At 43.1% G+C, this 14,227-nt stretch carries 11 protein-coding genes; 8 read left to right on the top strand and 3 right to left on the bottom strand.

Annotated features, from left to right (window positions below; translation table 11 throughout):
- The first annotated feature begins 279 nt into the window (after positions 1-279).
- The 5 genes from fbp (at position 280) to FBB35_RS28290 (ending at position 7,717) form a co-directional block, all read left to right on the top strand.
- Positions 280-1,329 (top strand): class 1 fructose-bisphosphatase, encoded by a 1,050-nt coding sequence (fbp, locus tag FBB35_RS28310; protein ID WP_114081885.1) that lies wholly within the window; start codon positions 280-282, stop codon positions 1,327-1,329.
- A 282-nt stretch (positions 1,330-1,611) separates the two neighbouring features.
- Positions 1,612-2,757, top strand: a complete 1,146-nt coding sequence (tal, locus tag FBB35_RS28305) for a transaldolase (RefSeq protein ID WP_174712406.1) — start codon at positions 1,612-1,614, stop codon at positions 2,755-2,757.
- A 185-nt stretch (positions 2,758-2,942) separates the two neighbouring features.
- Positions 2,943-4,472, top strand: coding sequence for a glucose-6-phosphate dehydrogenase (gene zwf, locus FBB35_RS28300; RefSeq protein WP_012410371.1), 1,530 nt, complete (start codon positions 2,943-2,945; stop codon positions 4,470-4,472).
- Between the two features lie 144 nt (positions 4,473-4,616).
- On the top strand, positions 4,617-5,978 hold the full coding sequence (gene opcA / locus FBB35_RS28295) for a glucose-6-phosphate dehydrogenase assembly protein OpcA (protein ID WP_174712405.1): 1,362 nt from the start codon (positions 4,617-4,619) through the stop codon (positions 5,976-5,978).
- Positions 5,979-6,475: 497 nt separating this feature from the next.
- Complete coding sequence (locus FBB35_RS28290) at positions 6,476-7,717, top strand: S-layer homology domain-containing protein (protein WP_174712404.1); 1,242 nt, start codon at positions 6,476-6,478, stop codon at positions 7,715-7,717.
- Positions 7,718-7,800: 83 nt separating this feature from the next.
- Here the strand turns inward: FBB35_RS28290 and FBB35_RS28285 are convergent, their stop codons facing one another.
- Positions 7,801-9,147: an ATP-binding protein gene (locus FBB35_RS28285; protein ID WP_174712403.1), complete on the bottom strand. Its 1,347-nt coding sequence runs from the start codon at positions 9,145-9,147 to the stop codon at positions 7,801-7,803.
- Positions 9,148-9,447: 300 nt separating this feature from the next.
- Between FBB35_RS28285 and FBB35_RS28280 the strand changes: the two genes are divergently transcribed.
- On the top strand, positions 9,448-9,765 hold the full coding sequence (locus FBB35_RS28280; RefSeq protein WP_041566316.1) for a DUF3155 domain-containing protein: 318 nt from the start codon (positions 9,448-9,450) through the stop codon (positions 9,763-9,765).
- Between the two features lie 438 nt (positions 9,766-10,203).
- Here the strand turns inward: FBB35_RS28280 and FBB35_RS28275 are convergent, their stop codons facing one another.
- Both FBB35_RS28275 and FBB35_RS28270 read right to left on the bottom strand, forming a co-directional pair.
- On the bottom strand, positions 10,204-10,734 hold the full coding sequence (locus tag FBB35_RS28275; protein ID WP_174712402.1) for a cofactor assembly of complex C subunit B: 531 nt from the start codon (positions 10,732-10,734) through the stop codon (positions 10,204-10,206).
- Positions 10,735-10,786: 52 nt separating this feature from the next.
- On the bottom strand, positions 10,787-11,134 hold the full coding sequence (locus FBB35_RS28270) for a PadR family transcriptional regulator (RefSeq protein WP_174712401.1): 348 nt from the start codon (positions 11,132-11,134) through the stop codon (positions 10,787-10,789).
- Positions 11,135-12,101: 967 nt separating this feature from the next.
- Here FBB35_RS28270 and FBB35_RS28265 point away from each other — a divergent pair.
- Together FBB35_RS28265 and serS are read left to right on the top strand one after the other, a co-directional pair.
- Positions 12,102-12,674 carry a DUF3611 family protein gene (locus tag FBB35_RS28265; RefSeq protein WP_174712400.1) on the top strand — a complete coding sequence of 191 codons (573 nt, stop codon included), beginning with the start codon at positions 12,102-12,104 and terminating at the stop codon, positions 12,672-12,674.
- Positions 12,675-12,920: 246 nt separating this feature from the next.
- The gene (gene serS / locus FBB35_RS28260) at positions 12,921-14,201 is read left to right on the top strand and encodes a serine--tRNA ligase (protein WP_174712399.1); all 1,281 of its coding nucleotides are present in this window, start codon (positions 12,921-12,923) and stop codon (positions 14,199-14,201) included.
- Positions 14,202-14,227 lie beyond the last annotated feature (26 nt).

Below are 14,227 nucleotides of genomic sequence, written 5' to 3'. Positions count from 1 at the left end.
TGTAGAGACGGCGATTTATCGCGTCTTTGTATCGTGTTTTTACAATCTAGAATTAGTCCCTTAACTTAAATAAATTACTGATTAATGTTGGCAATATCTTATACAAAATATTACGTATCCAGAATCTAAGTACAAGAGTCTCTGAAAACTCATTTCTTTAGTTTATCTAAAGTCGCATCTAAGTTCTCAAATTACCTTTCTAAGATAGAAGCAGCAACCATAAGTTGCCAAACACGACTAAAACCCAATTAACAGCTAGTGGCTGCGGAGAACATAAAAATGGCTAAAACGCCAGAATCCTTAGAATCGTCTATCAATGAAATTACAGATAGAGCTTTAGATCGTGATTGTACAACCTTATCCCGTCACGTTCTCCAGCAACTTCAGAGTTTTTCGCCAGACGCACAAGATTTAAGTGCGCTGATGAATCGCATCGCCTTAGCAGGTAAACTGGTTGCTCGCCGCATGAGTCGCGCTGGTTTAATGGAAGGCGTTCTCGGTTTTACCGGGGAAGTTAATGTCCAAGGAGAATCCGTCAAAAAGATGGATGTCTATGCCAATGATGTGTTTATCTCAGTGTTTAAGCAAAGCGGCTTAGTCTGTCGCCTCGCTTCTGAGGAAATGGAAAATCCCTACTATATCCCCGAAAATTGCCCCATTGGTCGCTATACCCTGTTGTATGACCCAATTGATGGCTCATCCAACACTGATAATAATCTCAGCTTAGGTTCTATTTTTGCCATTCGCCAACAAGAAGGAAATGATAGCGATGGTAAGGCAACCGATCTCCTCACCAACGGACGGAAGCAACTTGCTGCCGGATACATCCTATATGGGCCATGCACGATGCTGGTTTATACTATAGGTACTGGCGTTCATTCCTTTGTTCTCGATCCCAGCTTAGGAGAATTTATTCTCACAGAAGAGAATATTCGGATTCCTAACCACGGTTCCGTTTACAGCGTAAATGAAGGTAACTTCTGGCAGTGGGAAGAATCGATTCGAGAATACATCCGCTACGTTCATCGCACAGAAGGCTACAGCGCTCGTTATAGCGGTGCAATGGTGAGCGACATCCATAGAATTTTGGTTCAAGGCGGTGTGTTCCTCTACCCAGGTACAATTCAAAACCCAGAAGGGAAATTGCGCTTGCTTTATGAAACCGCTCCTCTCGCCTTTTTGATTGAGCAAGCAGGCGGCCGTGCTACGACAGGATTGGTAAACATCTTGGATGTAGTGCCAAAAAAACTGCATCAACGCACACCTTTAATTATTGGCAGCAAAGAAGATGTCGCAAAGGTAGAATCTTTTATTCAAAACGGACACTAAGTAATTCGTAGTTAGTGTTACGTAAGGGTTTCAGAGGTTTTAGAAGGGTGATTTATTTACGCCGTGCTGTACTCTCATCTGCCATTAATTAAACGTTAATCATGGTGATTTAGGATTGGGATGCAAAATAGCGCTTTTTGAAGATCAGAAGATCAATTAAGGATTATCTCAGCTGGCCGATGCGATAAGTGATTGGCAACGCCACAATTCAAAAGTAAGTATCAATGCGTTTTGCTAACTTCACTTAGAAACATCACTATACAGGAGTGAAATAAACTAGCTATGTCTACCAATCATCTACTAGAAATTAAGCAATACGGTCAAAGTATCTGGATGGATAATTTGACCCGTGACATTATTCAATCAGGTGAACTCAAAGACATGATTGAAAATCAAGGTATATCTGGGATTACTTCTAACCCAGCTATCTTTGATAAAGCGATCGCAGGTAACGTCATTTATGATGCGGATATCGAAGCCGGAGTTCGGGCTGGCTTACCGACATACAAAATTTACGAATCCCTAGTTTTTGCAGACATCCGTAATGCCTGTGATATTTTACGCCCTGTTTATGAAGCCTCGAATAGACTAGATGGTTATGTGAGTATCGAAGTACCGCCAACTATCGCCCATGATACTGAAGCCACAATAAACGAAGCTCGGCGCTATTTCCAAGAAATTGGTCGGGAAAATCTGATGATTAAAATTCCCGGTACGGAACCTGGTTTGCCAGCAGTAGAGCAGGTAATAGCCGAGGGGATAAATGTCAATATTACGCTGTTGTTTTCAGTAGAAAGCTATGTAAACACGGCTTGGGCATATATTCGTGGCTTAGAAAAACGGCTGGCTGAAGGTAAAGACATCAGTAGAATTGCTTCAGTCGCTAGCTTCTTCCTCAGCCGGATCGATAGCAACATTGATGGCAAGATTGATGCTAAGTTGAAAAAAGGTGTTGATGATATTGCCGTGGAAGCAAAGCTAAAAGCTGTGAAAGGGAAAGTAGCGATCGCAAACGCCAAGGTAGCTTACCAAGAATACAAGAAAATCATTAGAAGTGAGCGTTGGCAAGAGTTGGCAGCAAAAGGGGCCACAGTACAACGGCTACTTTGGGCTAGTACCAGCACCAAAGATCCCAACTACAACGACGTGATGTATATCGAAGAGTTGGTTGGACAAGATACCGTTAACACCGTACCACCAGCGACCATTAAAGCTTGTGCCGATCATTGTAACGTGAGCGATCGCTTAGAAACAGACGTAAATAATGCTTACACGCTGATTGAAAACCTCAAAGATCCTGACATCAACATCGATCTCGATACCGTAATGGATGAACTGTTAGTTGAAGGTATTGACAAGTTCATCCAGCCCTTCCAGTCCTTGATGAACTCTTTAGAAGACAAGATCAAGGTATTGTCACCAGTGTAGGGAATTGGGACTGGGAACTGGAGACTGGGGACTAGGGAATGGGGACTGGGGAATAAGATTAAAAATATTATTTTCCAAAACCCAATGCCCAATACCCAATACTTCGACTACGCTCACTACAAGTGCCCAATTCCCAATTCCCAATTCCCAATTTCAAAACCTAAAACCCAAAATCCAAAATTCCTATGGTTAGTCTGCTAGAAAATCCCTTGCGCGTTGGTCTGCAACAACAAGGGATGCCTGAACCCCAGATTATAGTTATCTTTGGCGCTTCTGGTGATCTCACCTGGCGCAAACTAGTGCCAGCACTTTACAAATTGCGGCGAGAACGGCGCATTCCGCCAGAAACTACCATTGTTGGCGTAGCAAGAAGAGAATGGAGCCATGAATACTTCCGCGAACAAATGCAGAAGGGCATGGAAGAGGCACATCCTGATGTTGATTTAGGGGAACTCTGGCAAGACTTCTCTCAAGGTCTGTTCTACAGTCCTGGAGATATAGACAACCCTGAAAGCTACCAGAAACTAAAAACCTTACTGAGTGAATTAGACGAAAAACGGGGCACGCGAGGCAATCGCATGTTCTACCTATCCGTTGCTCCCTCATTCTTTCCCGAAGCAATTAAGCAGCTAGGAAGCGGCGGGATGCTAGAAGATCCCTACAAACATCGTCTAGTAATTGAGAAACCCTTTGGTCGGGACTTGGCTTCTGCCCAAAGCCTTAACCAAGTGGTACAGAAATATTGCAAAGAGCATCAAGTTTATCGTATTGACCACTACTTGGGTAAAGAAACAGTCCAGAATTTGCTGGTGTTTCGCTTTGCCAATGCGATTTTTGAACCCTTGTGGAATCGTCAATTTGTTGACCACGTGCAAATTACCGTAGCAGAAACCGTGGGCGTAGAAGACCGGGCTGGCTACTATGAAAGCGCTGGCGCACTACGGGATATGTTGCAAAATCACCTCATGCAACTTTACTGCTTAACGGCGATGGAAGCACCCAACGCAATGGATGCCGACAGCATCCGCACAGAAAAAGTGAAGGTACTCCAAGCTACTCGTTTAGCTGATGTTCACAATCTGTCGCGGTCAGCAGTGCGTGGGCAATACAGTGCTGGTTGGATGAAAGGTCAAGCAGTGCCAGGATATCGCACAGAACCAGGCGTTGACCCCAACTCCACCACACCCACTTATGTAGCAATGAAGTTTTTGGTAGATAACTGGCGTTGGAAAGGTGTTCCTTTCTACTTGCGGACTGGAAAGCGGATGCCGAAAAAAGTGAGTGAGATTGCAATTCACTTCCGCGAAGTTCCATCTCGGATGTTCCAATCTGCCGCTCAACAGACAAACGCCAATATTTTGACGATGCGGATTCAGCCAAATGAAGGTATCTCCCTGCGTTTTGATGTCAAAATGCCGGGGGCAGAATTCCGCACCCGTTCCGTTGATATGGACTTTAGTTATGGTTCCTTTGGCATCCAAGCAACATCTGATGCCTACGATCGCTTATTCCTTGATTGTATGATGGGCGATCAAACATTGTTCACACGGGCGGACGAAGTAGAAGCAGCTTGGCAGGTAGTAACACCAGCCCTTTCTGTTTGGGATGCACCCGCCGATCCTACTACTATTCCCCAATACGAAGCCGGTACTTGGGAGCCAGAACAAGCAGAACTCTTAATTAACCAGGATGGCCGTCGCTGGCGCAGACTCTAATCTAAATATTAGTCATTAAGAGCCACTGCGTTGCGGGGGTTTCCCCAGTTGAAGCAAGTGGCGTTCATTAGTCACTAGTAAAAACAAATGACAAATGACCAATGACCAATGACAAATGACAAATGACAAAATCCAAAACTTCCTATGGCTCTCCAAACTTCTACAATTTTTTCACTCCAGGCACCGAAAGATATTTCGCTTAACGAAATAGATGCCGAACTCAATCAAATTTGGCAAAGCTATGGCATAACTGGCGAGGACGGTGGACTTCCCAGTGCTACTAGGGCAACAACATTTACCTTAGTGGTCTACGAACCAGAAGAAACTCAGTATTTGTTGGCTGCTTTAGGATTTTACAACGGCCCACTTGATGGGATTTTAGGACCGCAAATGGCAGCAGCATTACGGGAAGTGCAAAAGAAACATGGTTTGCCAGAAACCGGAACAGCAACACCAGAAACTCTGACTGTATTACGAGAAGAATTCGCTAAAGGTCAGCGAGGTGGGACTGGAGGAGAACATGCTATTGCTGGGTTAAATAGCGGTAGCCCCAGAATTGCTGATGAAATCGCTCTTCGCAATCCCTGCCGCATCATTGCCCTATTTCCCATTGCTGGCGAAGATGAAGGAGTTAAGGCTCAAGTTTCTGCCTATTGCCCGATTCAAAAGCAATCATCAAGCACACTTATCTGCTGCGAATACATTACTCTGAGTGGTACTGCTGCTGCCTTAGAACGCATCGGTGGCATGATTCCAGCATTGTTGATTGGTGGTTTGCCAAAGTTTCTCTGGTGGAAGGCGACACCAGACCCTAACAACGGTCTATTCAAGCGCCTAGCAGCAATCTGCAATAATGTCATTGTTGATTCTTGCAACTTTAACGAGCCAGAAAGTGATTTACTCCGCCTCGAAGAGTTGGTAGAAACTGGTGTACCTTTAGCGGATTTGAACTGGCGTCGCCTCGCATCATGGCAGGAATTGACAGCTGAAGCCTACGATTCGCCTAAGCGTCGTGCCGCCCTCAAAGAAATTGACCGCGTGACGATTGATTACGAAAAAGGCAATCCCGCCCAAGCTTTGCTGTTTTTGGGTTGGCTAGCAAGTCGGTTAGACTGGCAGCCAGTTTCTTATCAAAAGGAAAGCGGTGATTATGATATCACTCGCATCCATTTTATTTCTCAAGATCAGCGACAAGTAGAAGCCGAGTTAGCAGGAGTTCCCGTTGCTGATGTGGGCGATATTATTGGTGACTTGATTGCCTTGCGCCTCAGTTCCACAAATCCCCAGGCAGACTGTGGTACAGTTATCTGCTCGGAAACTGGTGGTTGTATGCGGATGGAAACACATGGTGGTGCCCAATCTGCCGGTCTGTTTCAACAGGTAACTTCACTTTCAGAACAAAAAGCCGAAGCATTACTGAGTCAGCAGGTGCAACGCTGGGGTCGTGAGTCCCTTTTTGAAGAAAGTCTCGGAGTGACAGCGAATATTTTCAAATTGGCGAATTAACTTAGACCTAACCCTCCAATACCGTTCGGTTAAGGTAATTTTTTGGTTTAGGCAGGCAGGGGGAGAGAAGAATTATTGAACAATAACTCAATGCGCTTGGGTTAAGGGCTACTTGTACAAAATCGTGGGTTTTGAGACGCGATAAATCGCCGTCTCTACAAGTGTTTTGGTCTTATCTGAACTGTATTGAACAATAACTCTCTTTCTTCCCCTGCCTCCCCTGCTATCCGAACCGTATTGCCTAACCCTCTACCCTGCTTGCTGCGTCGGCAAGCAGGGTGGTTTCATAAAAGTACTAAAAAAGTAAAACTGGGTTTCAAAGCCTCTCTTTTTGCTAGCTATGTTGGCAGGCTTTTCATTAATGTGAATATCTAATTTGACTATATGACAAAAGTAATGGTTTTTACAAAAAACAGAAATTAAAGGGAACCTAAGACTTTAGTAAATGTCTCATTAATTAACAGTAATAAAAATAATTCTACTGGAGTTAAAAATTAATGTTTACTTTTAATCGGTTGCAATCTGGAACAGCTGCATTCATGGCTTTGAGCGTCACAGTAGGCACTGTAGCTCCTTTGATTACAGCTTCTCCATCTTTAGCTCAAACTACTTTTTCTGATGTTTCATCTAATTATTGGGCGGCACAATTTATTCAACAATTATCACAACGTGGTGTAATTGCCGGATTTCCTGATGGTAGTTTCCGTCCTGAAGAAGCGGTGACACGCGCTCAATTTGCCGCTATGGTCAACAAAGCTTTCCAAAAATCACAGCAGCGATCGCCAATCAATTTTGCTGACGTACCTAGCAACTATTGGGCATCAAGTGCAATTGGGCAAGCCTATACCATTGGTTTCTTATCTGGATATCCCGGTAATCGCTTTGAGCCTAACCAAGCTATTCCCCGCCAACAGGTTTTAGTTTCCCTCGCTAATGGTCTGGAATATAGTCCCAGTGGCAATACCGAAAGCACTCTGCAATACTTCAACGATGCCTCTAACATCGCTAGCTATGCCCGTAGCCCGATTGCAGCTGCAATTGAAAAGCAAATTGTGGTGAACTATCCTAATGTGAAGTTCCTGAATCCAACTGCAACCGCCACTCGCGCCCAAGTAGCAGCTTTTATCTACCAAGCATTGGTTAGTTCTAACCAAGCCTCAGCAATTAACTCGCCTTATGTCGTGGCTGTCGGGTCTACTACCCCAACACCTGTAGCTGTGACAATTCCTCAAGGGACAGCTATTCCTGTGAAGTATGACAAGGCAGAAAAAATTCTGGTTACAAAGGATGAAACAGCACCTTTGACATTGACAGTATCTCAAAATGTGGTGACACAAGACGGATCTGTAGTGATTCCGGCTGGTAGTCAAGTTATTGGTCAACTAAAGCCTGCTACAGGCGGTTCTCAATTCGTTGCTGAAAAATTGGTTTTGACCAGTGGACAGGAGTATCAGCTTAACGCTACTTCTGAAGTGATCACCAAAACTGAAACCGTGAAGAAGGGTACTAGTATTGGTTCAATTATCAAAAATACTGTATTGGGTGCAGGTGCGGCAACTGCGGTATCTGCTGTGACTGGTGATCGCGCGATCGCCACAGAAGAAGTTTTGGGTGGCGCTGGTATCGGTGCATTGGTTGGTCTGTTCTTCGGTAAGAATAGTGTTGACTTAATTGCCATTGATCCAGATACCGATTTACAAATGACAATCAATCAAAACTTGTTGGTGTCACTAAGATAGTAATTGGGAATTGGAAATTGGGAATGGGGAATTGGAGCAAACAGAAAGTTCTTCTCTTATGACTCCTAACTAATGACAAATGACTAAATTTGAACTTCCGGCAACCAAATAATAAAAGTAGTCCCCGGTGCATTGGGTGAAGTTAGCTTAGAGTTGATTGCAGGGCTGAAAACCTCGATTTCACCCTGCATTTGCTCTATTAATTGTTTGGCGATCGCTAACCCCAAACCTGTGCCAGGGATTTCTGTTTGCGCTTGTACACCGCGATAATGCCGTTCTCCAAGATGTTCTAAATCTTCGGGTGGAATCCCAGGTCCGTTGTCACTAATTACAATTCCCTGAAAATTAGCTTTTTCTTGCCCTGCCTGAATCAAAATTTTGCCACCAGTGGGAGTATATTTCAAAGCATTATCGATGACGTTATTTAAAACCTCTCGTAATGCTTTGATGTTGGCACGTACTAGGGGTGAATTATGTTTAATTTCAGTTATTACTTTTAGCTTTCGCTCTTGGGCGATCGCTTTGGCTGATATTAATAATGGTTCTAATATATCTGCTAAGGAGCAATCAACTGCTTTATCTCCTGTTCCCGGCAATAATAGTGGTGGTTTAGCGGATTTTTGAATAGTTGCTTCCACAAATACTTCATGTTCGGGCAGGTGTAGTGGTGCTAAATCTGTTTCTGTCAAGTCAATTACTTGATCGAATTGTTGCAGCAATTCTTTGAGGCGATCGCTTTCTCGCACAATACTATTTGCTACATCCCGGTTGGCTTCTCCTGGCCGCAACCTTTTCAATAGCAGTTTCCCAAAAGTCCGCAATGCCGTTAATGGGTTACGAAACTGATGCAACAGGTTATCTAGCAAATCTCGCTGTTTTTCTTGGAGAATTTGTTGCTCATGTAACTGCTGCTCAAACCATGCCCGGCGTTGATCTAAAATACAAGCGATCGCTAATGTTTGGGCTATCTGTTGAATCTGACTTTCCTCATGTTCATTCCATGACCGATCTTGCCTACCCGTCACCAATAACCCCATCATCACACCCTCATAAACTAGAGGTAAAACAATTTGGTTGCCACTAAAGAGGTATTCCTCTTTTAAATGGGGTTGAGATGCCTCAGACTCCTGTGATGAGCTTGGAGATTCCGATTCTGCTGTCAATAACCTTCTGCGATCGTTGGGTAATATAAATACATTTCCAACTTGAAGTTGCTTGTGTACTGTCGCCTCAGCCATCTCTTCCCCTGGCGGTAATAATGCTGTTTCTGGGTAAATTACCACAGGAATCAGTTTGGCCTCACCAGAAGGAGTCTCTACCAATTCTTGTGTCAGGTACACAATACTTAAAGTTGCTCCCAGCCCTTGGGTTAGCAGCGCTATTTGCTCTCGACACAGAGCAATAAAATCGGAACTGGCAGACATTAACATTTTTTAGCTCTTGCTCAAGATTACAGATTTTGAGGCATGATGATAAGAGAGGATACTTAATTTTTACCTCACCCATTCAATAAAGCTTAACTAAAAAGCTTAACTAAAATCTTCTACATGAAAGGTTTGTACCAAGGAATTATTTTCTGAGGTAACTTTGTTTTATCTATTTTCAAAGATGTTAATTTTCTTGCATGAAAAGGTTAAAAACTATTGATATTTTGAACTAGAACTTATATAATGACGACGGATTTTGTAGCTAACACTACAATCTATAGCTTGAAAGAGGAGGACAATAGGTTGGCAAGGAGACGCAAAAGGAAAAGTCGCCGTCGTCAAGAAGGACGGCGGATTTTGGAACACGTGCCTCAATATAGCATCGAAAGTGGCGAAGAAAAACCTGTGACAGCAGCGAGAAGATTCATTCAAGCTGAAGGGATTTTGCCACCTGCGTTGCTACTCGTAAAGCGAAATGAACACACAACAGATCGTTATTTCTGGGCAGAAAAGGGACTGTTTGGTGCTCAATACGTAGAAGAAAACCATTTCTTGTTTCCGAGCTTGAGGGTATTAGAACCCTCGCCGGGTCAAGAACCTCTTGCTTTAGCTAGCCGGTGAACCATAGATGGTCATCTTACACATTGAATGTGGCTCCTGACTATCATTAACTGGCAAAATAGCTAAGTTTATGCAAAATTTAATTTTTTTTTAGTTTGGAGCTGATTTGCCAGTAAGGCTAGTCCAGGTAGTTGGAAAATAAACTAGTCTCAAAACACGCTAAATTGCATGGGTTGATACTAGTGTCATGATATAGAAGGGAGTGGGTATAGAGCCAAGCGCCTCCAAAAGCGCTAGTGAAGTTGCGCTCTTATGCCGTGAATTGTTAACCAAGCTCTGTCAACGAATTTAAGTTAACTAATTTAAATTTCTCCCCACGATATAAGTCGTGGGGAAAATTGACAAAGCAGAAGTCTTGATTTCCTCCTTCTTACTTTTCATTGCCTAAAGATTAGATCAGGTCAGAAGTCTGCATATCATAGTTAAAAAAACCAACAATTATTCACCAGCCTTAAGCTGTAGAGTTCTCTGTAACTCACTGAGTTCATCTCGATGGGCAACTACAGTGATCTTACTTGAGGAGGTTTGTTCGGTCTGAGTTGTTTCTACTTTGAGTGACACCTTCTCAAGTCTTCCAGATTTTTTCCAATAAAACAGGCCACTTAAAGGCGACAGCAGTACCATAACTAGAACAAGGGGACTGAGGTTAGGAAAAAGCAGGTATACGACCAGTGAGAGACAAACAATCCCAGTCGCTGCCAGCAGAGTTAAAAATATAGCTAAAAACCAACTGGGGCGAACATTCCCTTCAAAAGTCACTTTGTTTTGTTCTCGGTCTACCTCTGCCACTTGGTAAGACCGGGAGCGAAAATACTCTTTTAATTGAGACATTAAAGCAGCTTCGTCTTGCTCAGATACCAGTTGCACTGTTTGTATGCGGTCTTTAGTCGATGCACGAATAAAGAAAAACAGCCCAACCGATAACAACAAGGTTAGCAGGAACGTAGATGGCAGAATAGCAGTATCCATAACTGATTGTTATTGTTTGACTGGAGGAGACTTATTCATTATCAATTATTCGTTACTTTGTCCTCTTATTGATGTAGTTAAGCCATTGCAAAGCTAAATCCTGCGCTTGAACTTGCCATTCTGGAGAAACTTGGTACATCCGCCTGGGTCGTCCTCGTCCTTCCAGTTTCTTCCAATATCCAGTGATTGCCTTTTGGTCTTCCAGAAATTTGATTGCACTATAAAGCACAGTATCCGAAAGCCTATAGGTTGAGTATTCAGTTTCTAATTGCTCAATCAACTCGGTTCCGTAGGATTCACCTTGTAATAAAACAGACAGTATGTAACAAACTGCTACTTCCTGACAAAGGTAAGTTGGCGGAGGATTTTCAAAGAATTGATATATATCCTCAAGTTTCATGGTTAGTGAATGGCTAAAAAAATGCCTTATGGTAAGGTCTACAATCCTTGTAGTCAGTATACAGTGCTACTGCCAAGTGAGTAATATATATAATGCTACTTAGACTAGAGTTCCAAAGCGTAAATACCAAACGATTATCCACGCTTGTGAAGTTGTGGGAAGAGTTGCGAGTTTTAGGGACACAAAGAAATGTACCCTAATCCAAGCTTGATACGGTGTGGTGAGGAGCTAACAGAGAGTAGCAAATTCACTTAGTACAGAAGATACTTAGTCTGATCGGATTAAGGCAAATGCCAAGCCCCAGCTTTTAGGCGTGAGGTTTCTGACTATCTTGGTGTTAAGTAATGCCAAGCTAGTTAGAAATGCTTAAGCAATAAAATGCCATCGAAGAAATTTTACAGGTAAAATGCAATTTTGTCTGTAAAACTTAATAAACACTTTGTTTTACAGTGATTTTCCCAATGCAAATCATAAGAATTTAAGCTATGGGATATGTGTGGTGTAAAGCTGCTACGGCGGTGGACACACTTAAGTAGTACGCATTACTGATTTGCTGGACAAGAGAATCTCTTATCGCATTTGGTAAATGTGATAGTAAATTTATCAAAGAAGACGCAAAGACTAGAGCATCGATTCAGTAATCAAAAACCTAATCCCCCGCCTCCTTGACTAAAAGATAAGAGATTGGGGAGACATGATTCGTTACTGATAGGACTTACGCAAAACTAGTTGCTGTAGGGACAATTTATGAATTGCCCTACTTGAAAATCCTTCTTTTCGGCAATTATTTACGTAAGTTCTGACTGAATTGGTGTTCTCGGAGAGATAGAGACGTAGAGTACGATACCTCTCAAAACAGTTCTCCGTGTTCTCCGAACTTTTGAGCTAAGGCTTCCTTAGATTAAACTTTTGTCTTTGTGTCTTTGTGTCCTTTGAAAGTGCCTGGCACATTGGCAATCTTCTATATATGTCACAGACTCCCGATGCTCCATCATCTTCTCTGCGGGCAATTGCCCAAACCTTTCGCCTTACAGGTTGGATTAGTTTCTGGATTCAGCTAGTACTAGGCGTTGTTTCTAGCATAATTGTGTTGTTATTCGCCATCTTTAATCAAAGAACTGGCAGTCCTAGTAATAATCCTGGGACTGGCTTTGGCGTATTTTTAGCAATTTGTGGACTGGTTGTTTTAAGTGGAGGTATTTATTTAGCTTATCGTTACACGAGAATTGGCAAGCAATTGGAATCCTCCAATCCCAGCAACCGCCCTCGCAAAAGTGAGACTGTGCAAGTATTACGCTTAGGGCTGTGGGTAAATTTAGGCGGAACACTGGTGACTCTTTTAGGCGCGCAAGCGATCGTTGGTACACTGGTAGCAAGATCCATATCTCCTCAAGCTATAACTACACAATTTTTTGACCCTACCCGTATTATTAGCGGTCTAGATATGCTTGTCGTACAGGCAAATACCAACACTGTATCAGCACATTTTGCAGGGCTTATAGCCTCACTGTGGCTACTCAATCGGATTAACCGACCTTAGTATGAGTTCTATTAGCGGTGGCGGGGCGGGCGTTTCGCCCAAGTTTATGATTGGTTAAATGCAATATATGGTTTCTTAGTCCTAGCAGTAATGCTAGGGAAAAATCTTGATTCCGAGATTGAGACTGAATTTTTGCAATAAACTTTGTTTTTCCAGTCACAGCAAACCAAAATTACTATATGCTAAATGCTTAATGTGTTAACTGTATTGACAGGAAGATTTTAGGCTAGAAACTGAGAAAAATCTGTGCTGGATATTAAGCAAATACGGGAAAATCCGCAATTAGTTCAAGAACGATTGAATAGTCGTAGTGGTAAATACGACATTGAACCGATTCTACAGTTAGATCGGCAACAACGGGAACTAGAGGGGACACGCAGTCAACTCCAAGCTCGGAGCAACGAAATCGGTAAAATTGTCGGGCAGAAGATTAAATCTGGGATTAATTCTCAAGACCCAGAAATTAAAGCTTTGCGCGATGAAGGTAACTCTGTCAAAGCGACGTTGAGCGAACTGGAGCCCCAGGAAAAAGACCTCAAAGCTCAAATTGCTCAACTTGTGTTAGCACTTCCCAACTTACCAAGTGACTCTACACCCCTTGGGAAGAATGAGGAAGATAACGTAGAAGTGCGCCGTTGGGGTGATGAGTATATTCCCCAAAATCCAAATATTCTCCCTCATTGGGAAATTGGCGAAAAGCTAGGTATTCTCAATGTTGAACGGGCTGTAAAAGTTGCCCAAAGCCGCTTTGTGGCTTTGGTAGGCGCTGGTGCGGCATTGGAAAGGGCATTAATTCAATTTATGGTGACTCTCCATACTCAAGCTGGGTACGTGGAAGTTAGTCCGCCTCTGTTAGTGAATACCGAATCTTTGACAGCGACCGGTCAGTTACCCAAGTTTGCGGAAGAAAGCTTTAAATGCGCCGATGATGATTTATGGCTGATTCCAACGGCGGAAGTTCCAGTTACAAATCTCTACCGGGGTGAAATTCTCGCTGCTGAAGATTTGCCTATCTATCACTGCGCTTTTACTCCCTGTTTTCGCCGCGAAGCTGGTAGTTATGGACGCGATATGCGGGGGTTAATTCGCCTACATCAGTTCAACAAGGTGGAAATGGTGAAATTTGTTGAACCTAGCACGTCTTTTGATGAATTGGAGAAATTGGTGGCGAATGCAGAAGCGATTTTACAGGCGTTGCAGTTGCCTTATCGAGTCGTAAATTTAAGTACTGGAGATTTGGGATTTGCCTCTACCAAAACTTATGATTTAGAGGTTTGGTTGCCCTCTTCTGGCAAATACCGCGAAATTTCTAGCTGTTCCAATACTATAGATTTTCAGGCACGACGGGCTGATATTCGCTTCAAGGAGGCGGGGAAGAAAGGAACTCAGTTCGTACATACCCTGAATGGTTCGGGTTTGGCTGTGGGACGAACTATGGCAGCAATTTTAGAAAATTATCAACAACCAGATGGGACGGTGAGCATACCAGAAGCGCTGCAACCTTATTTGGGACGTGAAGTATTGTGATTTGTGATTTGTCATTGGTCATTTGT

Source organism: Nostoc sp. TCL240-02, from assembly GCF_013343235.1.
Lineage (GTDB): Bacteria > Cyanobacteriota > Cyanobacteriia > Cyanobacteriales > Nostocaceae > Nostoc.
Note: the sequence above shows the minus strand (reverse complement) of the source record. Positions and strands in the feature narration are given on the sequence as shown.

Coding starts and splice junctions, on each gene's coding strand:
- opcA (WP_174712405.1), top strand. CDS start 4,617: ATGGCTCTCCAAACTTCTACAATTTTTTCACTCCAGGCACCGAAAGAT.
- FBB35_RS28270 (WP_174712401.1), bottom strand. CDS start 11,134: ATGAAACTTGAGGATATATATCAATTCTTTGAAAATCCTCCGCCAACT.
- FBB35_RS28275 (WP_174712402.1), bottom strand. CDS start 10,734: ATGGATACTGCTATTCTGCCATCTACGTTCCTGCTAACCTTGTTGTTA.
- FBB35_RS28290 (WP_174712404.1), top strand. CDS start 6,476: ATGTTTACTTTTAATCGGTTGCAATCTGGAACAGCTGCATTCATGGCT.
- FBB35_RS28285 (WP_174712403.1), bottom strand. CDS start 9,147: ATGTTAATGTCTGCCAGTTCCGATTTTATTGCTCTGTGTCGAGAGCAA.
- FBB35_RS28265 (WP_174712400.1), top strand. CDS start 12,102: ATGTCACAGACTCCCGATGCTCCATCATCTTCTCTGCGGGCAATTGCC.
- zwf (WP_012410371.1), top strand. CDS start 2,943: ATGGTTAGTCTGCTAGAAAATCCCTTGCGCGTTGGTCTGCAACAACAA.
- fbp (WP_114081885.1), top strand. CDS start 280: ATGGCTAAAACGCCAGAATCCTTAGAATCGTCTATCAATGAAATTACA.
- tal (WP_174712406.1), top strand. CDS start 1,612: ATGTCTACCAATCATCTACTAGAAATTAAGCAATACGGTCAAAGTATC.